Source organism: Candidatus Villigracilis affinis, from assembly GCF_016705895.1.
Taxonomy (GTDB): Bacteria; Chloroflexota; Anaerolineae; order Anaerolineales; family Villigracilaceae; genus Villigracilis; species Villigracilis affinis.
Genome location: NZ_JADJKT010000006.1, coordinates 115,315 through 135,730, shown reverse-complemented (window position 1 = coordinate 135,730; position 20,416 = coordinate 115,315). Strand labels below are relative to the sequence as shown.

Here is a 20,416-nt window from a genome sequence, read left to right as displayed (position 1 = left end):
GCCAAGACGCAAAGAGGTCTTTTCATTGCGTCTTGGCATGTTTGCGTTAATCCTCCCCCAATCTCCCGAAGAAATCCAATTTCCACCTGTATTCAAAAATGATGTACCATTAACGGATGCATGACCAAATTCAAACCCGCCTGCTTCGCTGGGTTGGGATCTTTCTCCTCATTCAATCCACGATCCTTACGCTGGCACCCGCCGTGCGCGAACGCTCATGGGATGTCGATTACAGGTTCTCGCATTGGATCGGCTTTATCGCGTGGGCTGTGTTCATGACCGCCGCCCACCGTGCATCCATTAAACACCTGCCCGAACGCGATCCCTACCTGCTGCCAGCCGCGGCATTGCTCAGTGGTTGGGGCTTGCTCACCATTTGGCGGCTAGATGAAGTCTTCGGACTTCGACAAACCATCTGGCTCGGAATCAGTGTGACGGTCTTCATCCTCGCGATGGTTCTTCCGCAAAATCTATTTTTCCTCAGGCGTTATAAATATGTATTACTCGGCGGCGGATTGCTTATCACCGCGCTCACATTATTACTCGGCACGAATCCGCTTGGCGTCGGTCCGCGTTTATGGCTGGGATGCTGCGGTGTTTACTTTCAGCCCTCTGAGCCGCTCAAACTATTGCTGGTCATTTATCTCTCCGCCTATCTCGCAGACCGCATCAACATTCGTTCGTCCTCCCTCTCCCTGCTCATCCCTACATTGGTTGTCACAGGTGTTGCACTTTTACTCCTGCTCGTTCAACGCGACCTCGGCACCGCATCCATTTTTATTTGCATTTTCACTGTCATTATTTTTCTTTCCACAGGTAGACGGCGCCTTTTGTTTGGCGCTGTCTTCTTTTTAGCGCTTGCCCTTTTTGTGGGATATTTTTTCATCGACATCATTCGCATCCGCGTAATGGGCTGGCTTGATCCTTGGGCCGACCCATCGGGGCAGTCCTATCAGATCGTGCAATCTCTTCTGGCAGTTGCAAACGGCGGTACCATCGGCCGCGGACTTGGATTGGGCAGCCCGCTGCTCGTGCCCGTTGCGATCTCTGATTTCATCTATGCGGCGATTGCGGAAGAAACGGGCTTGGCTGGGACCATCGGCCTGCTCGCCACCATTTGGTTGATCCTCGCCCGGGGCATGATCTCCTCACTTCGCGCCGCAGACAGATTCCGCCGTTACCTTGCCGCAGGCATAGTGACCTATCTCGGTATTCAAAGCCTGCTTATCATCGGCGGCAATTTGCGGCTGGTGCCGTTGACTGGGGTCACGCTTCCATTTGTGTCCTACGGCGGCTCCTCGCTGTTGACATCCTTTATCGCCCTGTTCATATTGCTTGTCATCAGTAATCTGGAAGACAGCGAACCCGCCCAATTGCAAGACCCCAAGCCATATACTTTTCTTGCTGGCCTGCTCGCCCTCGGACTCGCCACCTGCGCATTGACCACTGCATGGTGGGCCGTGATCCGCGCACCTGACCTGCTCAACCGTACCGACAATCCACGCCGCGCGATTGCAGACCGCTACGTGCCGCGCGGTGAATTGGTGGACAGAGACAATCAACCCATCAACATCACCGAAGGCGAAAGCGGAACCTATCAACGCGTGTATCTTTATACGGAACTCGCTCCCATCACGGGCTACACACACCCGATCTATGGTCAGGCAGGATTGGAAGCCACACTCGATGATTATCTGCGTGGCTTGCAGGGAAACCCAGCCAGCCTGCTATGGTGGGACCGTCTCGTTTATGGCACGCCCCCGCCCGGGCTGGATGTGCGCCTGAGCCTGAGCCTTGCCCTACAATCCAAAGCAGACCAGTTGTTGGGCGGTCATAACGGCGCGGTCATTCTCATGAATGCGGAAACGGGCGAGATCCTTGCGATGGCATCGCATCCCAGCTATGACCCGAATAAATTGGATGAAGAAGGTGAATCGCTTTCACAGGCGACAAATTCATCCGCCCCACTGGTGAACCGTGTAACCCAAGGTTTGTACCCAATCGGCACATCCATGCTGCCGTTGATCCGCGCGAATTTTGGAGAAACACAGCCAACAGACAGTGACTTGAAAACGTATTATCAAAAATTGGGTTTATATCAAGCGCCGCAGATCAATATGCCCGTGGCATATGATACGGAAAATCCATCGGCATATGAATTGCGGGTCAGCCCACTGCAGGTCAGTCTGGCGGCATCCATTTTGAGCAACCACGGCATGATGTCAGTGCCGAGCATTGCCACCGCAGTCAACACCCCCGAGCAGGGATGGGTAGTGCTTTCCACAGCGGAGAGTCGGCCTGTTGAGGTGATTCAGGCCGAGGCGGCGAATGAAGCGGCACTGTCCTTCATCCTCGAAGGCAAGCCATTTTGGAGTCATGTGGGTCAAGCCAGTGGATCAAACGACACGGTCGTCACATGGTTCCTTGGCGGCACCCTGCCCAGCTGGAGCGGCGCACCTCTGACCATGGTGGTGACACTCGAAGAGAACAACACGTTTCTGGCAAAGTATATCGGCGAAAACCTGCTCGATGCCGCGACGAGCAGGTAAAAAATTTGACAGACTTATAACAACAGCGCAGTAAATTCTTTTTATTCCTCAGGTTTCTCCAGCTTTTTAGTCAGCATCAACAATATAACCGATACAAAAATCAAGACCACCGAGAGCGCCAGCGCCACGCCGATGTTGCGCTCAAAGCCGAGATAGATCGCCATGGGCATGGTTTGGGTCATGCCTTCCAGGTTTCCTGCAAAAAGGATCGTCGCACCGAATTCACCCAGTGCACGCGTCCATGTAAGAATGGCCCCGCTGGCAAGCGCCCGTGCAGACAATGGAAGCATGATCTCCGAAAATAACTGCCACTGATTTGCCCCCTCTACACGTGCAGACTCTTCAAGCTGTTGGTCAATATGCGCAAACCCGATCCGCGCCGAGCGAATGAACAACGGAGCGGCAACGAATAATTGTGCCAACACCACGGCGGCTGTTGTAAACGGCAGGCTGATCCCCAGAACGTTCAAGGCCGAGCCGAGTAATCCATTACGTCCGAATGTAATCAACAACGCCACGCCCGCCACTGAAGGCGGCAACACGATGGGCAGGTCGAGAATCAACTCCAGCCATGCTTTGTGGTTTAACTTCCAACGCGCCAGCATGTAAGCAAGCGGCGTACCAAAAACTGCCGCAATAAGCGTAGTGATCGAACTCGTTAGCAGGCTTAGCCTTAACGCTTTGAAGGCTTGCTGCGAAAAGGCATTGTCGAAGAAATCCAAGTTAATGGAACGCAAAATGATCGCCATCAATGGAAGCGCAAAAAAAGCCAGTAAGATCGCCCCTGGGATGATGAATATCCATTTTGAATATCTTTCATCCAGAAAGCGGGTAACAAATTTTCGAAGTTTATCCATATGATAAAAAGTCACGGGGTTGTCCGTGTCTTTCATTTTACTAAATCTTATTTAACAGGGGTGAATCCCCATCTGGCGAGGACCGCCTGCCCCTCTGTCGAGAGCACGTATTCGATAAATTTCGCAGCGAGGTCGGCGTTCTTCGATTTTGCCAGCGGCGCGATGGGATATTTGGCAATCACATTCAAGTCTGTAGGAATTTCAATGAATTTCAACTCGGGCGCCGTCACCACATCGGACAAATAGACAATGCCCGCATCTGCTTCGCCCAACAAGACCTTGGCAAGTACCTGCTTGACATTATCTTCATTGGAAACAACATTCGCAAAAACCTTATCTTTGAAACCTGCTCCAAAGAACACGTCCATGAGGTCGAATGCCTGACGCGCATATTCTCCAACAGGGACCTCCTCTGCCGCGAGCACCAATTTGACACCTGGGTTTGCAAGGTCTTCCAAATTTTCCAGCGCGGCGGGGTTATCCACTGGCAGAATGACTATCAGTTCGTTCGTCAGGAAGATTTGCGCCTCACCCGCGCCGACAATTGATTCAGCCACGAGGGCATCCATTTCCTTTTCACTGGCAGAAGCGAACACATCCGAGGGTGCGCCTTCTCCAATCTGGGTTCGCAGGGATTGAGAGCCTGCAAAGTTGAAGGTCGTAACCACCCCAGGGTTGGCGGCATCAAAAGCTGCACCGATCTCTGTGAAGGCATCGGTGAGGGAGGCGGCGGCGAAAACTGTCAGCGTACGTTTTGAGGCTTCGATATCAGAAACGGGCGCCGGGTTGAAGAGAGCGTCGCAGGCTGTCAAAAAAAATACTGGTATAAAAATAAAAGAGACAAGTCGTTTCATGATTATTGTTCTCAGTCTAATAAAATTCGTTTTAAATTAAGTATGAGGTTGCAGATTGCGGCAATCAAGTTAAAACACAAAGCAAACCGTTCTCTGTGCATCTTTCAAACGTGCGATCATTCTACAACGCATGCGCCTATTATGACATACTCAAGGAAGATGTCTTGAAAAAAGACACGATAAACAAAACAGGACAGGTTTGGCAACCTGTCCTGTTTTGTTTATCTATGGATTGAATCTGACGGGTCAATTCGTACCGACATTGGGTCCCGCATCGATGACTTCCTGCGGAGTGCCGACTTCGAATTTTCCGAAATTCTGCTTGAAGCGCATCGCGAGGTCTTTGTAGCGGCGGTCGTATTCTTTTTGGTCATGCCACGATGAAGCGGGATTCAAAACTTCATCGGGCACATCGGGGCATTGGGTTGGGACTTCGAAGCCGAAGATCGGGTCATGCGCGAATTTGACGTCGTCCAATTTTCCGTTGAGTGCGGCATTCAACAAAGCGCGTGTGTAGCGGATGGAAATGCGCTTGCCCACACCGTACGGTCCGCCGACCCAACCTGTGTTGACCAGCCAACAAGTCACGCCGTAGCGCTCGATCTTATTCTTGAGCAATTCTGCATATTTATATGGATGATGCACCATAAACGGTCCGCCGAAGCAGGCGCTGAAAGTGATCTCGGGCTCTTTACCCAACCCGACTTCTGTCCCTGCGATTTTGGAAGTATAGCCACTGATAAATTGATACAAAGCCTGGTTCGGGGTCAGACGCGCAATAGGCGGCATAACTCCGCTGGCATCGCAAGTGAGCAGGATGACATTCTTTGGATGTCCCGCTTTCTTTTCGGGGACGGCATTGTCAATAAACTCAAGCGGATACGAAGCGCGGGTATTTTCGGTGATCGTGTCATCGTCGAGATCGATCAAGCGTGTGACGGTGTCGAACGGGACATTTTCGAGGATCGTGCCGAAGCGTTTCGTCGTGGCGTAGATCTCTGGTTCCGCAGATTCAGACAACCCGATGACTTTTGCGTAGCATCCGCCTTCAAAGTTGAACACGCCATTGTCGCTCCAGCCATGCTCATCGTCACCGATGAGGCGGCGAGTCGGGTCAGCCGAAAGCGTGGTCTTGCCCGTTCCGCTTAATCCAAAGAACAGCGCAACATCATCCGCGTTATCAGGATTTACATTTGCGGAACAATGCATCGAAAGCACACCTTCGAGCGGCAGCAAGTAATTCAAGATCGTGAAGACGGATTTTTTGATCTCGCCCGCATAGGCCGTATTGCCGATGATGGCGAGTTTCTTTTCAAAGGACAGACAAATAAACGTTTCGCTGTTGGTGCTATCCACCGCGGGCGCGCCTTTGAACGACGGCATGGCGATGATCGTAAACTCAGGCACGAAGCGTTTGTATTCTTCGAGTGACTGCGGCAGGATGAACATGTTGCGCACGAAATGACTGTGCCATGCCAGTTCGGTCACAATGCGGACAGGCAGGCGATAGGATTCATCTGCGCCGCCATAGACGTCCTGCACGAAAACATCGCGCCCCTGCAAAAAACCAAGCATTCGGTCATATAGGACCTCAAACTTATCCGCTGCAAACGGACGGTTATATACACCCCACCAGATGTTGTTCTCTGAATCGGTATGCCGCACGACGAATTTATCGTTCGCGCTGCGGGCGGTATGTTTCCCCGTGTTCGCAACAAAGGGGCCACCCGCAACCAATGCGCCTTCATTGCGGAAAATCGCTTCTTCCACAAGCGCCTCGGTGGGAAGGTTCCAATAGGCAAGCCGTAAATTCCCAATTCCGTTATTCGATAAGTTGTAATCCGCCTTACGCACTTGCGCAGCGGCTTCGGCGGGAGTTTTGATGTTTAGTAGGTTATTCATAAGTTTCCTCGCGGCAAAGATAAATAGAGATTAGAGAATTAGAGAATAGCGACTATCAACCATCCTCTACTCACTATTCTCTGCTCTCTTACATCCAGTCCCGTATCATCTTCTTATCGCCAATGTAAATTTCATTGGGAGAAGTCGCATCGAGCGCCCATTTGATGCGGGCGATGCCTTCGGTGATGTCTTTCACACTGCCCGCAAACGAAATGCGGATGTGACCTTCCATGCCGAATTCCTTGCCTGGCACGGTGACCACCAGCGCCTTTTTCAGCAGGAACCTGGAAAGCTCGACCGAATTCGTATTGAAGGCGCGCAGGTCAAGCAACGCGTAAAACGTACCCTTCGGCTCGATCAGACGCGCGCCGTTGAAAGTGCGCATTTCCTGCAAAACCACCTCATGATTATTTTGAATCTGCAAACGCAGCGCCTCCACCACCGACTGCAAGCCGTTCAGCGCACCTTCTGCCGCGGCCTGCGCGATGGGAGAAACACAAGAAGTCGTCTGTGCGAGGACATTGGTCATCACCTTGATGAGATCGCGCGGGGCGATCACCCAGCCGATGCGGAAGCCCGTCATGCCGTAGATCTTCGCCACGCCGTTGACGACGATGATGTGAGAATTGTCCACTTCTTTTTTGGTAAATGAATACGCGGGGACAGCAACATTGCGGCCAAAAACCAATTTATGATAGATGTCATCGCAGATCATGAAGATGCCTTTGCGTTCGCACAACTCCACGATCTTTTCGATCAATTCAGGCGGGTAGATCGCGCCTGACGGATTATTGGGGCTGTTGACAATGATCGCACGTGTAGATGAAGTAATGGCCCGTTCGATATCTTCAAAGCGCGGAGTGAATGTCCCATCTTCGGGGGTGACCACCACAGGGACACCGAGACACATTTTGATCATCTCAGGGTACGAGACCCAGTAAGGCGCAATAATGACAACCTCATCCTGCGGGTTCAAAATGGAATAAAAGATATTGAAAAGCGATTGTTTCGCGCCATTGGTAATGATCACATTTTCAGGCGCAACAAGTCGGTTGTAGTTTTCTTCGGTGTAACGAATGACCGCCTTCTTCATGGAAGGGAGGCCATCGGGCGGTGTGTATTTCACTTCCCCACTGCTCAACTTTGCGCCAGAAGCCAGAATCGCGGCAATGGGCGTCTTATTCTTTGGCTCACCGATCCCCAAATTGATCACGGCTTCCCCACGCTCACGCAGCAGGCGCGCTTCCTCGTTCAAGGCAAAGGTTGGCGATTCGGCGATCTCAATTGCAAGCTTACTTAGTTTCATAAGTCTCCTTGATTTCGTATGGTTAAACAAAAATCTGGTCAGGCAAAAGCCGACCAGATACAATTCCATAACCGCAGGAAGAAAGCGGCACTGACAATCAACTTGTCAGGCATGGCGTTCATGTCGTCATTATACTATACGGCCTTTAGAGGGCTCCTGAACGAAAATCCCTGTTTCGTTGTAACAAATGTAACGCAAACTATTCGCAGGTGAAGGTCCCTGCCGCCACATCGTTGGCTTGATTCCAAAGTTTGTCGAATTCCTGCAAATACAGGGCGGCGATTTCGGCGTTATCTAAAATGACCACATTCTCTTCATTCGATTCATCCGCATTCGACGAATAATTCAGCGAGCCTGTCACCACGATGCTGTTATCTACAATGATGATCTTGTCGTGCAGAAAACTGCCGTTGCCATCCTGCCGCACGGGCAGGTTCGCGCACCACATCGTCCGCAGTTCGGAGCGAGTGCCGTTGCTGCCAAAAGTTTCGAACACGCCTTTCACGTCCACACCTGCTTTGGCGCGGTCGATCATGGATTGTGCCAGCGGATAATCGGTGAAACTGAAAGCCAGAAAACGGATGCTTGTCTGCGCGTCATTGACCAGCGCGATCAAATTGCTGATGGCATTATCTTCAGGCGAGAACAGCACTTGGATCGGCGTCCCATCCAAAATCGCCCATTGATTATTCAGCGTGGACGGCGCACGCGGCCCAAATTGTCCGCCCCACATTTCCTGAAATTCACGCTCAAAAATGAACGCCATCTCAGGCGAACGCATGACCACTACATTGTTATTCTGCTTGAAGATACCGTTGACCGTGATATTGGTGGAGCCTGTCCACACGATCTGTTGATCGAAAATCCAGAACTTGTTGTGCATCAAGGCGGAACGCCCCGCATCATCCTTGACCTCGATGCCTGCTCCCGTTAAAAGGGAAAATTGTCCACGCCCGGGCTGGATGTCGTACTCGAGGCCGTTTTCATCGTCGGTGATCCATTTCACATCCACGCCGCGATTTTTTGCCGCGATCAAGGCTTCGGCAACAGGCGTGAGGTTGAATTCAAACGACGCAATGTGAATGCTGACCTGCGCATTATTAATGAATTCGATCAATATTTCTTCGATGGACCCAGCAATGATATCTGGATTATTGACTGCGATCGGGTCGGTAAAATAGACCTCCCACCATTTCGCCAATGGAACGAGTGTCGGCGTTTCGGGCGCGGGGATAATGAATTCAGGTGTGGGTGTTTCAGTGACAGGGACAATGAACTCGGGCGTATCGGTCACTGGAATGATAAATTCGGGCGTCTGACTCGCGTAAAAAGGGATTTGTGTGACGAACTGCGGAGTCGATGGCAGCGGCTCACAGGCGGCAATCATGATAGATGTGATGATGAGCAGGAAAAGGATTTTTTTCATGGCGGTGTCACAAACCTTTGAGTCGGAATGCGGGCTTCAGTCCGCTTTTATGAGAAAAGCGCGGACTTGTAAAGTCCGCGCTCCCCACAAGTTAGGCAAATATATCACGTCTCAGAATTTACTATTCCAGCGCCGCAAAATCCTGCGGATTGCCCAGGGGCAGAATGGTTGCGCCATCGGCAATGCGTTTGACAAGGCCTCCGAGCACGGCACCCGTTCCAACTTCGACGAAGGTGTTGATTCCATTTGCAGCCATGTACTGCACCGATTCGGTCCAGCGCACACGGGATTGCATCTGCGCGATGATATCGGCGCGGGCGGCTTCGGCATCAGCCAACGGCGCAGCGTGGACATTTCCAATGACGGGGATATTCAGCGTGGCGAATTTCGCCGAGGCAACGGCGTCGTTCCATTCGTCTTGAATGGGAGCCATCAGAGAGGAATGTGCGGCAATGGATACCGCCAGAGGCAGGGCGCGTTTTGCGCCAGCAGATTTGGCACCAGCCATCGCCCGTTCCACGGCAGCTTTTGCGCCAGAGATGACGACCTGACCGGGGCAATTGTCATTGGCCACCTGCACAGATTCACCCTCGGCGCTGGCTTCAGCGCAGACTTTGTCGAGGGTGGGAATATCCAGGCCGAGGATGGCGGCCATGCCACCGGGGGCAAGCTGGCCTGCGTGTTTCATCAATTCGGCGCGTCTGCGGACGAGGCGCAGGCCGTCTTCGAAGGTCAAGGCTCCAGAGGCGGCGAGGGCAGATAGCTCTCCCAGCGAATGACCCGCTAACATGGCAGGAGCAGTTGTCAGATTGGGATAAAGATCCGAGAAGGCGCGGAAGGCGGCAATCGAATGGACGAAGAGCGCGGGCTGGGTGTTGACCGTGTCGTTGAGTTCGTCGGCAGCGCCTTCCATCATCATGGTGGAAAGGGAAAATCCGAGGATGGAATCGGCTTCTTCGAAGGTTTGTTTTGCGATGGGGTGTTGCGCGGCGAGGTCTTTGCCCATGCCGACGGTTTGCGAGCCTTGCCCGGGGAAGATGAATGCGGTGGTTTGTAAGTTGAGTTTCATGTGGTCTCCATTTTAGTAGACCCTAAAGGTTTTAAAAACCTTTAGGGTCTTTGCCAATTAAAACACAAACGGGTCGTGAACGTCACGACCCGTTGAGATTTACTCGCTGGCTTTCTTTTCTTTTTTGACCTGAATTACTTCACGGCCATTGTAGAAACCGCAGTTCGAGCAAACGGTGTGCGGCAGGCGCTTGGAACCGCAGTTGGAGCAGGTGACGGTGTTGAGCTGGGTCAACGCGTCATGTGCGCGGCGGCGGTCGCGGCGGCCCTTCGAGTGCTTGCGCTTTGGATGTGGGGTCATGAAACTTTCTCCTTTATACATACATCAGACGGGCGCGTGGTGGCCCGTCTGTTTGGTTACGAACTTTAAGCGGGCAGATTATAGCGGTAGGATGCGGATGCGTCAAGGAAAACTTGCAATTCAGCGAATCAGCGAGTCGGAAATTTAACCAGAGATGAACGGGGATAAACAAAGATAAAAACCTGTCTGTTTAGACAGGTGACAAATTCACACTATGTGAATAAAATCTCATTCATTGTGGGGGTGACTGGAACTACCCACCACGAACAAACAAAAAAGGAGACTTCATGAAAAAGACGCTATTTGCGGCGTTGCTCGTCGTCACATTGACAGCCTGCGCCCCCGCCCCACCCACAACCGACATACAAAGCACAGCCTTCGCCATTGTGCAGACAGGCGTTGCCCTCACCCAAACGGCGATGCCTACTGCCACGCCAACATTCACGCCAACGGCCACACCGACAGCGCTTCCCACATTCTCGCCCGTGCCAACGGCAGTGCGCCCCATCTTCACGCCAGACGCCATTCAACTGGAAAGATGGCAGGAATACCAAACAAAATTAGCAGATGCTCTTAACACGCCCATCGATTCCATATGTGAATGGGATATTTTAGGGCGCTCTGGTCAGGAGGTATATGTGTGGGCTATATGTGGTTCCACAGGAGGTGGTGACGATGGAGCGGCGGCAATTTATCTCAACACGGATGGTTCCATTCAAAAAATAAAAACCCCTAGATATTGGTTGGGAGATCACGGCAACTTGATGTCTAATGAAGACGAGTTATTTCCAGCAGATGTAATAGAAAAACTTGATTTGTATTGGAAAGATTACTTCTCACTTTACGGGCAGGCCAGAGGAAATAAAAAATTACCTTCATTACAGGCTGGCAAACCCCGGCACCTTGCCCTGGGTCGTCCTGTTGGGGACACCGACAGGAACTCCAATGCCATAATACATTTCATCAATCATAGAGAAAGTCGTATTTACATCATTGCAAAGCAACAAGGGAGTTAACATGAACAAATCCAAGCACTTTCTGTCGCTCAAGGCGGCGTCCCCGCCGCCGAGGACGGCGGCTTGAGCATGAGGAAATCCAAAAATCTTTGTTCATCTTTGTTTATCTCTGGTGCATCTAAATTCCAAAATTCCCGTCACCTGTTTGAAACAGGGAACAGATAGTAAAATCATCCTCGTGGAAATTCAAATCGCAGTCGCCAAGATCAACAAATACGCCGTCTCTGAAAGCGGGGATACGCTCGAAGTGGTGGAACGCCCCACCGGCGGACTCTCCGTTGTGCTGGCAGACGGTCAAACCAGCGGACGGGGCGCGAAAGCCGTTTCGATGATGGTCGTGCGCAAGGTCATCGGGCTGATCGCCGAAGGCGTCCGCGATGGAGCCGCCGCCCGCGCCGCATCTGACGCGCTGTTTGCTGAGAAACAGGGAAAGGTCATTTCCACCCTCAACATCGCCTCGGTTGACCTGCACAGCAACACCATCGTCCTCACCCGCAACAATCCTTCACCCGTGTTCATCTGTCGCGGTGAACAAATCGACGCGCACATCGAAGAAAGCGAACCGCTCGGCACATCGCGCAACGTGCGGCCAGTCATCACCGAAGTGGCCGTGGAGCCTGAACTGGCCATCGTCATTTTCACCGATGGCATCGTCCACGCAGGGAAACGCCGCGGCCAACCCATGGACGTGGCCGAGACTCTGCGCTCCCTTATGGAAGATCAAGACCCCTCCCCGCAGCAGCTTGCAGATTCACTCCTCGCCCATGCCGTTCAACTCGATGATGGCCGCCCCGCCGACGATATCAGCGTGTTGGTGCTGAAAGTCTCTCCGCGCGCAGGCGACCATGTACGGCGCATGAACGTCAGGCTCCCATTCAATGGCTAGTACGGCCCACTCCCATCATTCTGGTTCACGCAAACATCGCTGGCGCCATTTTCAGGCATCCATCCGCGATACCACGATTCTGCTTGGCGAATTCCGTTCTGCCCTGTTGTGGTTTTCCGTTGCCATCCTTGGCGGGGGAATTCTTTATGATTTTCTTGCGCGGCTATTAAATGAACCTGTCAACAGCCTGGCCGAATCCATCTACACCGTTCTCACGATCACCTTTTTACAACCGCCCAATCGGGATTTTCCAACCCACGTCGTTTTGCAATTATTTCACTTCTTAATGCCGATCATCGGCATCATCATGCTCGCGCAGGGATTGGCCGATTTCGGCAGCCTGCTCTTCAATCGCCGCTCGCGCAACAAGGAATGGGAAATGGCCGTCGCATCCACTTTGAAAAATCACATCATCCTCGTCGGGCTGGGACACCTCGGCTATCGTGTCGCGCTCAAATTGCATGAAATGGGCGAACAGATCGCCGCCATCGAATTCAACGCCGACGCCGACACCCTCAGCGCCGTGCGCGAGCTGGGTATCCCCGTTATCCACGAAGACGCCACACGCCCGTCTTCGCTTGAAGCCGCCAACGTAAAATCCGCGCGCACCATTATCATGGCCAGCCAAAACGACGCCATGAATTTACAGATCGCCCTCAAAGCCCGTACCCTGAATAAAAACATCAAAGTCGTTGTCCGCATCTTCGATGAGGATTTCGCCCACTCCCTGCAAGACCAATTCGGATTCGTAGCCCTGAGCGCCACCGAAATGGCCGCACCCGTTTTTGCCGCCGCCGCTTCGGGCGTGGATATTACGAATCCCATTTCGGTTGAAGGTCAATTGCTCAGCCTGGCGCGCCTCACCGTTTCAGAAGAGGCACCCTTTGCCAACAAAACCGTCGGCTACGTGGAAGATAACTACCATCTCAACATCGTCCTCCTCCGCCACGACCATCAATCTGAAATGCACCCCACCGATAAAAGTCCGCTGCATGCGGGGGATACGATCGCAGTGCTCGGCGTGCCTGAGCAACTCAGTCAACTGCTGCATGACAATGAAGGATGAAGACAGTACCCCGCTGATCGGCATCGTCGGCCCATGCGGGTCGGGAAAATCCACGCTCATGCGCGGGCTGGAAACACACGGCTATCGCTGCCGCCACATCGCGCAGGAACATTCCTATGTCAAACACATGTGGCAGGTCATCACAAATCCAGACATCCTCATCTTTCTACATTCCTCGTTCGAAAACTCCACCCAACGCAGAAAATTAAACTGGTCAACCGCCGATTACGAAGAGCAGCAGCGCAGGCTCTCGCACGCCCGCGAACACGCCCACATCGTCATCGATACTGATCTATTAAATCCTGATGATGTCCTCGCCCGGGCATTGACCTTCCTAAAGGAATTTATTCAATGAAAAAGATTTTCCTGCTCCCAATCCTTGCGCTTCTTTTCCTACCCGCCTGCCTACCAGCCAGACAAGCGACAGAATCAACCCCGCAGCAGAATCCAACCCCAACCGCAGACCCCGCCGACCGTTCCATTTATAAAGATGGTCTCGCGCCCGCATATCAAAGCGTATTAAATGAACTCCCCACAGCCAGTCTCTACGAAATCCATTTCACCATCGAAGGCGACCTTTACCATGTGAAAGGCAGTGAAACCGTCATCTACACCAACGCGGAAGATATCGCATTAAATGAAATCAAGTTCCGCCTGTTTCCCAACATCCTCGGCGGGAAATGCACGTGGACGAAGTCAACGCGGGTGGAACGATCATTGTCCCCAATTACACGCTTGATGACAGCCTGCTCACCGTTCCACTGAAACAACCGCTTCAACCCAAAGAGTCCATCACTCTGAGCATGGACTTCACCGTCACCGTGCCGCAATCGGTCGAATTGAATTACGGCGTGCAGGCCTACTTCGATGAAGTACTCACGCTGGCACATGCCTATCCCATGATCGCTGTCTATGATGACGAAGGCTGGAATGCCGAGATCCCTCCGCAATCAGGCGATGTGACCTATGCCGACATGTCATTTTTCCATGTCACAGTCGATGCGCCGAAGGAATTGGTGTTGGTCAGTGTCGGGCGGGAGATTCACCGTCACGCGGAGCGTAACGGAAACAGGCAAACGGTCCAGTATGCCGCGGGGCCTGTGCGTGACTACTATCTGGCGGCGAGTCCAAACTACGAAGTCGTCACAAAGGAAGTGAACGGAGTCACAATTCGATTCTATGCGCCCGCCGATCAAAAATCAGGCGCTGAACGCACGCTCGAAATCGCAGCCAAATCCATTGAGGTTTTCGAAAATCGCTATGCCGCCTATCCCTACACCGAATTGGATTTTGTCTCCACGCCCACACTGGCGCTGGGAATCGAATACCCCGGGCATGATCGCCATCGCCGACAGGATCGTTTCGCCGTATCACGAATATCTCGAAGGAACCGTTGCGCATGAAGTGGGGCATCAATGGTTTTACAACCTGATGGGCAATGACCAACTCGATGACCCGTGGCTTGATGAAAGCCTCACTCAATTTGCCACTTTGCAATATTTTTCAGATCAATATGGGCAATCGGGGTACGATGGTTTTCGATATAGTCTGGAAGGCCGCTGGTCACGAACCAACAATGCGAAAATCCCTGTCGGGCTGCCCGTGCGTGATTACAAGGATATCGAATACGGCAGCATCGTCTATGGCCGCGGCGGACTCTTCTTCGAAGCCCTGCGCGATGAAATGGGCTCGGACAATTTCGATGTTTTCATCAAGGCCTATGTGAAAAATAATTCCTGGGGCATCGCCACTCCCCAAAAAATGCAGGAATTGGCCGAACAAAATTGTGCCTGCGACCTCACTGCCCTCTTTAACGACTGGATTTACCCATAATTTATTCATTCAGAGTATAATGGCGTCCGCGCCAGCCCCAAGCTGGCATTTTCGTGGATGGAGTTAAAACATGCGTAATAGAAATAGCTGGTTAATCTTTATCACTCTACTCGTAGCCTTTTCGCTATGGATAGACCTCAGCAAGAATATCGTTATCTTCAACCCCTTCAACAACACGCCAATCGTTGAACGCAACGTGGATGTCAAGCTGGGTCTTGACCTGCGTGGAGGCCTTCAGGCACTCCTTGAAGCCGACGTGCCCGCGGAAACCACCGTCTCTGCGGAAGAACTGCAAAATGCGACGAACATCCTGCAAAACCGCGCGAACGCCCTCGGTGTAAGCGAAATTATGATGGTCACCGCAGGCGACCGCCGCATTGTGGCAGAATTCCCCGGCATTACCAACCCGGAAGAAGTGGTTGCGGCTTTGAAGCAAACTGCTTTGTTGGAATTCGTTGACATGGGTTCAAATCCTGTCGCCGCAGGTACGATCATTAAAACGGACTTCGGCCTTGAAACCCCCGGACCAACAACCACCGATAGTGGTGAGACCATTTACCACACGGTCATGACCGGTGCCGGGTTGGACACCGCCGGTGTTCAAAGAGACACAAATACGGGCCAATTTTTGATCTCCTTTACTCTAAGGCCTGATTCGACTGATATCTTTTCGGAATATACCTCCACTCATATCGGTCAATACCTCGCGATCGTACTGGATAAGCAAGTTGTTTCCGTCCCCAGCATCAATCAGGCCATCACAGATGGTCAGGGACAGATCTCCGGCAGCTTCACTCAGGATGCGGCGCAAACATTGGCTGTTCAACTTCGCTCAGGTGCCCTGCCCATTCCGATCAAGGTTGTTCAAAGCCGCACCATTGGCGCCACCCTTGGTGAAGAAAGCATCCGCAAGAGCGTTCAGGCGGGTATTATCGGCCTGATCGTGGTCATCCTATTCATGGGCTTCAATTATCGCCTGCCCGGCGTCATCGCTGATCTGGCCTTGATCTGTTACGCCCTATTCTCTTTAATGCTCTTCAAGTTGATCCCCGTCACATTGACTCTGCCTGGTATCGCTGGTTTCATCTTAAGCGTAGGCATGGCCGTGGATGCGAACGTGTTGATCTTTGAGCGTTTGAAAGAAGAATTAAGGGCTGGCCGTAACCTGCGTCAGGCCATTGATCTCGCCTGGAGCCGCGCCTGGCCTTCCATTCGCGACTCAAACACATCCACACTCATTACCTGTGCAATCCTTTTCGTCTTTGGCAATACATTTGGCGCCAGCATCGTGAAAGGCTTCTCTGTCACATTGTCTTTGGGTGTGCTGGTCAGTTTATTTACGGCCATCATCGTCACACGCACATTCCTGCACAGCGTGCTGGACAGAGTCAAACTCGCCGAACACCCGCGCTGGTTCGGTCTTTAGGAGCGCGCAATGAACATCATCAAGAATCGTTACATCTATTTCTTCATCTCGCTGATCGTAATTATCCCAGGCATCGTGTTTATGGGATTGAACTGGCAGCAGACCTCCGGCCCCTTGCAACTTGGCATTGACTTCCGTGGCGGCTCTTTGCTTGAAGTACAGTTTGAAGGCGAACGCCCTACTGCGGAACAAATTTCCACACTGTACAAGGAATTCTCCACTGAAGAACAGCCTTTGGCCGACCCTGTTGTCCAATCCTTGGGCGAAAGTTCAATTTCAATCCGTTCACGGGCAATGAGCGACGAAACCAAAGGCTTGCTCGTCGCTGAAATGGAATCCCGCTTCGGCTCCAAGGTTACTGTTGAAAACTTCACCTCCGTCAGCGCCGCAGTTGGCGCGGAAGTGACCCAGGCCGCCGGTATCGCCATTCTTTTCGCCGCCGCCGCGATCCTGATCTACATCTGGTGGGCATTCCGCAGTGTGGAACATGCCTATCGCTACGGCACAGCCGCCATTCTCGCCATGCTTCACGATGTGCTGGTGGTTCTCGGCGTGGAAGCCATTCTCGGCTATTACCTCGGCTGGGAAGCGGATGCGCTTTTCCTGACCGCCCTGCTTACCGTCATCGGTTTCTCCGTGCATGATACCATCGTGGTGTTCGACCGCGTCCGTGAAAATTCCCTGCTTTACCGCAAGATCGAATATGAAAAGATGGTCAACCATTCCATCGTACAGACGCTGGATCGTTCCATCACCACGCAGTTGACCGTGATGTTCACCCTGTTTGCGCTGGTCTTGTTCGGCGGTGACAGCATCCGCCACTTTGTGGTCATTCTGCTCATCGGTATTTTCAGCGGAACTTATTCCTCCATTTTCAATGCGGCTCCCATTCTTGTCGTTTGGGAAAACCGTGAGTGGACGACCTGGTTCAAACGCAAAGAAGAAACAGCGATCTAATTTTTACAGAAAAAAGGACATCGTGTTTCGATGTCCTTTTTTGATTCTACAAAACAGGAGATGTTATGACAGAAACCCTGCTCCTTTTTTTGCGCGGATTCCTGATCGGGATCTCGATCGCCGCGCCCGTTGGGCCAATCGGCGTGTTGTGCATCCGCCGCACGTTGACCGAGGGAAAGCTCAAGGGCTTTCTCTCTGGCATGGGCGCCGCCAGCGCCGACATGGTATACGGCGCAGTTGCGGCCTTCGGCTTGACGATGATCACCGACGTGCTGGTGGAGAATAAATTCTGGTTTCGGGTCATCGGCGGTTGTTTCCTTTTGTACCTTGGTATCAAAACCTTCCTCGAAAAGCCTGCCGACCATGCCGCGCAGGTCAAACAAAGCGGATATTTCGGGGCCTATCTTTCCACCTTCTTCCTGACCATTACCAACCCAATGACCATCCTGTCTTTTGCGGCCATTTTCGCAGGGACGATGAATATCGGAACAACAAACTCGCCGATGGTTTTGGTGGCAGGAGTGTTTGCAGGGTCGGCCAGCTGGTGGCTGGCTCTCAGTTTCGGGGTCGGTTTGATGCGCGACCGTCTGACCACAGTCCACATGGCGTGGATCAATCGTATTTCTGGCATTATCATTACAGCTTTCGGGGTGGTCTCTCTCCTACAACTATAATCATGGAAAATCAACGAGTTAGGAAAGATCTCCATGAGAAAAAGCGCATCATGCTGCTTATTAATTGCCCTGCTTTTTTTACTCCCCACTGCCTGCACCAACAACCCCACACCGTCGACACCCACTCTACAACCAACCTCCACCGAATCACCGCAGGAGCATTTTATTGTTTTCGGCGATATCTCTGACGACCCCGCCGAAGTCATTGAAGGCACCCAGCCGATCGCTGATTATGTCGCTGCCCAGCTTGCCGATTACGGCATAACAGGCGGGCAAGTAAAAGTTGCGGCATCCACCGAAGAAATGATCGAACTGCTCAAGAGCGGAGAGGTGGATCTATATTTCGACAGCACCTATCCCGCCACTTTGATCAGCGACGCCTCCGGCGCGCAGATCATTTTACGCCGCTGGCGTTTTGGGGTGGAAACTTATAACAGCGTGATCTTTGCCAGCAAAAGCAGCGGCATCACGGATGTCGAAGGTCTTAAGGGGAAAATGATCGCAATGGACGCGCCTTATTCCACTTCAGGTTTTATGCTTCCCGCCGTATACCTCACAGAAAATGGATTGAAGCTCGTCGGCAAACCCGATGGCAGCGCACCCATTGGAAGCGATGAAATTGGTTTCGCATTCGCCTATGATGATGAAAATATCCTGCAATGGGTATTAAGCGGAATCACCCCCGCAGGCGTAACCGACGATTATCATTTTGATAAATCATTTCCACCCGAAGCCACCGCGCAATTGGTGGAATTGGCCCGCACCGAATCCACACCGCGGCAGGTTGGTTTGGCACGCGCAGGCCTTGAACCCGAATTACTGCAAGCCATTATCCAGACCCTGATTACGATGCACGAAGATCCAAACAATCAAACGATTTTGGATAAATTCCAGACCACGCGCTTCGATAAATTTCCCGAAGGCATCGAAGCCGCCACGGGCCGCATCCGCGAGATGATGGAGATCGTCAAGGATATTCCGCTCCCATGATCAAAACGCAAAGCAGAGGACGAGGTCATTGACATTCGTCCCACTCGGGCCTGTGTGGACCAGATCACCTAACGCCTCAAAAAACGAATACGCGTCATTTCTCGACAAGTGGTCTGCCACGCTCACCCCAAGCGACTCAGCCCTTTGAGCGGATTCACCTGTCACCACTGCGCCTGCGGCATCTGTGGGGCCATCTTCGCCGTCAGTGGCAATTGAGATCAACATCACGTCCTTCAAGCCAGCCAGTGTATCCACCGCCGCAAGTGCAAATTCCTGATTCCTGCCCCCTTTTCCATCACTTTTCAATGCTAAACCATGCCGAAGGGTGACAGTTGCCTCTCCGCCCGCAAGCAAACAAAACGGACGCGCATGCCCGTCAATGATTCTTTTAATTGCAAAGCAAACGAACGCCCAAGGACGCTCGCCTCACCCTGTAAATCTGCGCGGATTACCTGAACTTGAAAACCCTCCTGCTGTGCCTGAACTTGTGCGGCATGTAAAGCGATCTCGTTGCTGGCGATGACGGTATTTTGCACCCTGCTGAAAATCGGATCGTCAGGTTTCAAGGTCTCGACCAAGGCTGGTAGAATGGAGGCGGGGATTTTATTTTTCAGGTCGTATTTTTCGATGATGGCCAATGCATCTGCGCAGGTCGTTGGATCTGGTGCTGTGGGACCTGAGGCAATCGCCTCCAACGCGTCGCCAACCACATCAGAAAGTAAAAGGCTGATCACGCGTGCGCCGTTGGCATGTCGCACTACGCCGCCGCCTTTGAGACCGTCGAGGTGACGGCGCAGGATGTTGATCTCGTCGATGCGCGCGCCACAGGCAAGTAAAGCAGAAGTGAGCGATTGCAAATCCGTGAGAGGGATGCGGGGTGCGGTCATCAATGCGGAACCGCCGCCTGATATCAGGCAGACCAGCAGGTCATCCTGTTGCAATTGCGAGAGGAAATCCAATGCGGCAGTCCCAGCGCCGAGGCTTGAATTGCCCGGGATGGGATGATCTCCTTCGATAACCGTGACAGGTTTCAGGTCAAGCGGCGAAGCGTGCTTGGTTATGATGAGGCTGTCGGTCAGGTCGGTTTCGTCAGCCAATGCCGAGGTCATCGCGCAGGCCGCTTTCCCCAATCCAAAAGCAAAGACACGTCTTGCAACCGGTAAAGGGTTTTCATACAGGTATTTTTTCACTGCCTCGCCCGCTTCAACAGCATTGAATGCAGCAGCCAGTACGCGCATCACTGAAACCCCGTTCGTGTGTAAATAAAGGGAATTGGTTTTGAATCTTTCAGGGTCAAACATGTTT

At 52.4% G+C, this 20,416-nt stretch carries 21 protein-coding genes; 12 read left to right on the top strand and 9 right to left on the bottom strand.

All coding sequences use genetic code 11. The annotated features are described in order from the left end of the window. Window positions 1–116: 116 nt before the first annotated feature. A complete protein-coding gene (locus IPI86_RS04485) occupies window positions 117–2,549 on the top strand; it encodes an FtsW/RodA/SpoVE family cell cycle protein (RefSeq protein WP_345296787.1) in 2,433 nt (810 codons plus the stop codon). Window positions 2,550–2,590: 41 nt separating this feature from the next. Here the strand turns inward: IPI86_RS04485 and IPI86_RS04480 are convergent, their stop codons facing one another. From IPI86_RS04480 to rpmF, 7 genes are all read right to left on the bottom strand, one after another. Beyond that, the gene (locus IPI86_RS04480) at window positions 2,591–3,421 is read right to left on the bottom strand and encodes an ABC transporter permease (RefSeq protein ID WP_345296786.1); all 831 of its coding nucleotides are present in this window, start codon (window positions 3,419–3,421) and stop codon (window positions 2,591–2,593) included. A gap of 32 nt (window positions 3,422–3,453) precedes the next feature. Continuing rightward, window positions 3,454–4,260, bottom strand: a complete 807-nt coding sequence (gene modA / locus IPI86_RS04475; RefSeq protein WP_345296785.1) for a molybdate ABC transporter substrate-binding protein — start codon at window positions 4,258–4,260, stop codon at window positions 3,454–3,456. A 246-nt stretch (window positions 4,261–4,506) separates the two neighbouring features. Then, window positions 4,507–6,162 carry a phosphoenolpyruvate carboxykinase (ATP) gene (pckA, locus tag IPI86_RS04470; protein ID WP_345296784.1) on the bottom strand — a complete coding sequence of 552 codons (1,656 nt, stop codon included), beginning with the start codon at window positions 6,160–6,162 and terminating at the stop codon, window positions 4,507–4,509. A gap of 88 nt (window positions 6,163–6,250) precedes the next feature. Continuing rightward, a complete protein-coding gene (locus IPI86_RS04465) occupies window positions 6,251–7,468 on the bottom strand; it encodes a pyridoxal phosphate-dependent aminotransferase (RefSeq protein ID WP_345296783.1) in 1,218 nt (405 codons plus the stop codon). A 199-nt stretch (window positions 7,469–7,667) separates the two neighbouring features. Further along, the gene (locus IPI86_RS04460; RefSeq protein ID WP_345296782.1) at window positions 7,668–8,894 is read right to left on the bottom strand and encodes a phospholipase D-like domain-containing protein; all 1,227 of its coding nucleotides are present in this window, start codon (window positions 8,892–8,894) and stop codon (window positions 7,668–7,670) included. 121 nt (window positions 8,895–9,015) lie between these two features. Then, complete coding sequence (fabD, locus tag IPI86_RS04455) at window positions 9,016–9,963, bottom strand: ACP S-malonyltransferase (protein ID WP_345296781.1); 948 nt, start codon at window positions 9,961–9,963, stop codon at window positions 9,016–9,018. Window positions 9,964–10,062: 99 nt separating this feature from the next. Beyond that, a complete protein-coding gene (gene rpmF, locus IPI86_RS04450) occupies window positions 10,063–10,263 on the bottom strand; it encodes a 50S ribosomal protein L32 (protein ID WP_345296780.1) in 201 nt (66 codons plus the stop codon). A 287-nt stretch (window positions 10,264–10,550) separates the two neighbouring features. Between rpmF and IPI86_RS04445 the strand changes: the two genes are divergently transcribed. From IPI86_RS04445 to IPI86_RS04395, 11 genes are all read left to right on the top strand, one after another. After that, complete coding sequence (locus tag IPI86_RS04445; protein ID WP_345296779.1) at window positions 10,551–11,279, top strand: membrane lipoprotein lipid attachment site-containing protein; 729 nt, start codon at window positions 10,551–10,553, stop codon at window positions 11,277–11,279. Window positions 11,280–11,457: 178 nt separating this feature from the next. After that, window positions 11,458–12,165 (top strand): PP2C family protein-serine/threonine phosphatase, encoded by a 708-nt coding sequence (locus tag IPI86_RS04440; protein WP_345296778.1) that lies wholly within the window; start codon window positions 11,458–11,460, stop codon window positions 12,163–12,165. Next, window positions 12,158–13,231 (top strand): NAD-binding protein, encoded by a 1,074-nt coding sequence (locus tag IPI86_RS04435; protein ID WP_345296777.1) that lies wholly within the window; start codon window positions 12,158–12,160, stop codon window positions 13,229–13,231. Before IPI86_RS04440 ends, IPI86_RS04435 begins: the two co-directional genes overlap by 8 nt. Beyond that, window positions 13,215–13,586 carry an ATP-binding protein gene (locus IPI86_RS04430; protein WP_345296776.1) on the top strand — a complete coding sequence of 124 codons (372 nt, stop codon included), beginning with the start codon at window positions 13,215–13,217 and terminating at the stop codon, window positions 13,584–13,586. The genes IPI86_RS04435 and IPI86_RS04430 overlap by 17 nt, the downstream gene beginning before the upstream one ends. Continuing rightward, complete coding sequence (locus IPI86_RS04425; RefSeq protein ID WP_345296775.1) at window positions 13,583–13,996, top strand: hypothetical protein; 414 nt, start codon at window positions 13,583–13,585, stop codon at window positions 13,994–13,996. Before IPI86_RS04430 ends, IPI86_RS04425 begins: the two co-directional genes overlap by 4 nt. Next, window positions 13,918–14,634: a hypothetical protein gene (locus IPI86_RS04420; RefSeq protein ID WP_345296774.1), complete on the top strand. Its 717-nt coding sequence runs from the start codon at window positions 13,918–13,920 to the stop codon at window positions 14,632–14,634. Before IPI86_RS04425 ends, IPI86_RS04420 begins: the two co-directional genes overlap by 79 nt. Continuing rightward, window positions 14,567–15,064: a M1 family aminopeptidase gene (locus tag IPI86_RS04415; RefSeq protein ID WP_345296773.1), complete on the top strand. Its 498-nt coding sequence runs from the start codon at window positions 14,567–14,569 to the stop codon at window positions 15,062–15,064. The genes IPI86_RS04420 and IPI86_RS04415 overlap by 68 nt, the downstream gene beginning before the upstream one ends. A 70-nt stretch (window positions 15,065–15,134) precedes the next feature. Further along, window positions 15,135–16,490, top strand: coding sequence for a protein translocase subunit SecD (gene secD / locus IPI86_RS04410; RefSeq protein WP_345296772.1), 1,356 nt, complete (start codon window positions 15,135–15,137; stop codon window positions 16,488–16,490). A gap of 9 nt (window positions 16,491–16,499) precedes the next feature. Further along, the gene (secF, locus tag IPI86_RS04405; RefSeq protein WP_345296771.1) at window positions 16,500–17,447 is read left to right on the top strand and encodes a protein translocase subunit SecF; all 948 of its coding nucleotides are present in this window, start codon (window positions 16,500–16,502) and stop codon (window positions 17,445–17,447) included. Between the two features lie 65 nt (window positions 17,448–17,512). Then, window positions 17,513–18,121, top strand: a complete 609-nt coding sequence (locus tag IPI86_RS04400) for a LysE family transporter (protein ID WP_345296770.1) — start codon at window positions 17,513–17,515, stop codon at window positions 18,119–18,121. 33 nt (window positions 18,122–18,154) lie between these two features. Continuing rightward, the gene (locus IPI86_RS04395) at window positions 18,155–19,111 is read left to right on the top strand and encodes a phosphate/phosphite/phosphonate ABC transporter substrate-binding protein (RefSeq protein ID WP_345296769.1); all 957 of its coding nucleotides are present in this window, start codon (window positions 18,155–18,157) and stop codon (window positions 19,109–19,111) included. On the opposite strand, the gene IPI86_RS04390 is transcribed toward IPI86_RS04395, so the two are convergent. Both IPI86_RS04390 and IPI86_RS04385 read right to left on the bottom strand, forming a co-directional pair. After that, window positions 19,112–19,417, bottom strand: coding sequence for an MOFRL family protein (locus tag IPI86_RS04390; RefSeq protein ID WP_345296768.1), 306 nt, complete (start codon window positions 19,415–19,417; stop codon window positions 19,112–19,114). 2 nt (window positions 19,418–19,419) lie between these two features. Further along, window positions 19,420–20,412, bottom strand: coding sequence for a glycerate-2-kinase family protein (locus IPI86_RS04385; protein ID WP_345296767.1), 993 nt, complete (start codon window positions 20,410–20,412; stop codon window positions 19,420–19,422). Between the last annotated feature and the right edge of the window lie 4 nt (window positions 20,413–20,416).

Coding starts and splice junctions, on each gene's coding strand:
- IPI86_RS04485 (WP_345296787.1), top strand. CDS start 117: ATGCATGACCAAATTCAAACCCGCCTGCTTCGCTGGGTTGGGATCTTT.
- modA (WP_345296785.1), bottom strand. CDS start 4,260: ATGAAACGACTTGTCTCTTTTATTTTTATACCAGTATTTTTTTTGACA.
- pckA (WP_345296784.1), bottom strand. CDS start 6,162: ATGAATAACCTACTAAACATCAAAACTCCCGCCGAAGCCGCTGCGCAA.
- IPI86_RS04465 (WP_345296783.1), bottom strand. CDS start 7,468: ATGAAACTAAGTAAGCTTGCAATTGAGATCGCCGAATCGCCAACCTTT.
- IPI86_RS04460 (WP_345296782.1), bottom strand. CDS start 8,894: ATGAAAAAAATCCTTTTCCTGCTCATCATCACATCTATCATGATTGCC.
- fabD (WP_345296781.1), bottom strand. CDS start 9,963: ATGAAACTCAACTTACAAACCACCGCATTCATCTTCCCCGGGCAAGGC.
- rpmF (WP_345296780.1), bottom strand. CDS start 10,263: ATGACCCCACATCCAAAGCGCAAGCACTCGAAGGGCCGCCGCGACCGC.
- IPI86_RS04445 (WP_345296779.1), top strand. CDS start 10,551: ATGAAAAAGACGCTATTTGCGGCGTTGCTCGTCGTCACATTGACAGCC.
- IPI86_RS04435 (WP_345296777.1), top strand. CDS start 12,158: ATGGCTAGTACGGCCCACTCCCATCATTCTGGTTCACGCAAACATCGC.
- IPI86_RS04430 (WP_345296776.1), top strand. CDS start 13,215: ATGACAATGAAGGATGAAGACAGTACCCCGCTGATCGGCATCGTCGGC.
- IPI86_RS04425 (WP_345296775.1), top strand. CDS start 13,583: ATGAAAAAGATTTTCCTGCTCCCAATCCTTGCGCTTCTTTTCCTACCC.
- IPI86_RS04415 (WP_345296773.1), top strand. CDS start 14,567: ATGATCGCCATCGCCGACAGGATCGTTTCGCCGTATCACGAATATCTC.
- secD (WP_345296772.1), top strand. CDS start 15,135: ATGCGTAATAGAAATAGCTGGTTAATCTTTATCACTCTACTCGTAGCC.
- secF (WP_345296771.1), top strand. CDS start 16,500: ATGAACATCATCAAGAATCGTTACATCTATTTCTTCATCTCGCTGATC.
- IPI86_RS04400 (WP_345296770.1), top strand. CDS start 17,513: ATGACAGAAACCCTGCTCCTTTTTTTGCGCGGATTCCTGATCGGGATC.
- IPI86_RS04395 (WP_345296769.1), top strand. CDS start 18,155: ATGAGAAAAAGCGCATCATGCTGCTTATTAATTGCCCTGCTTTTTTTA.
- IPI86_RS04385 (WP_345296767.1), bottom strand. CDS start 20,412: ATGTTTGACCCTGAAAGATTCAAAACCAATTCCCTTTATTTACACACG.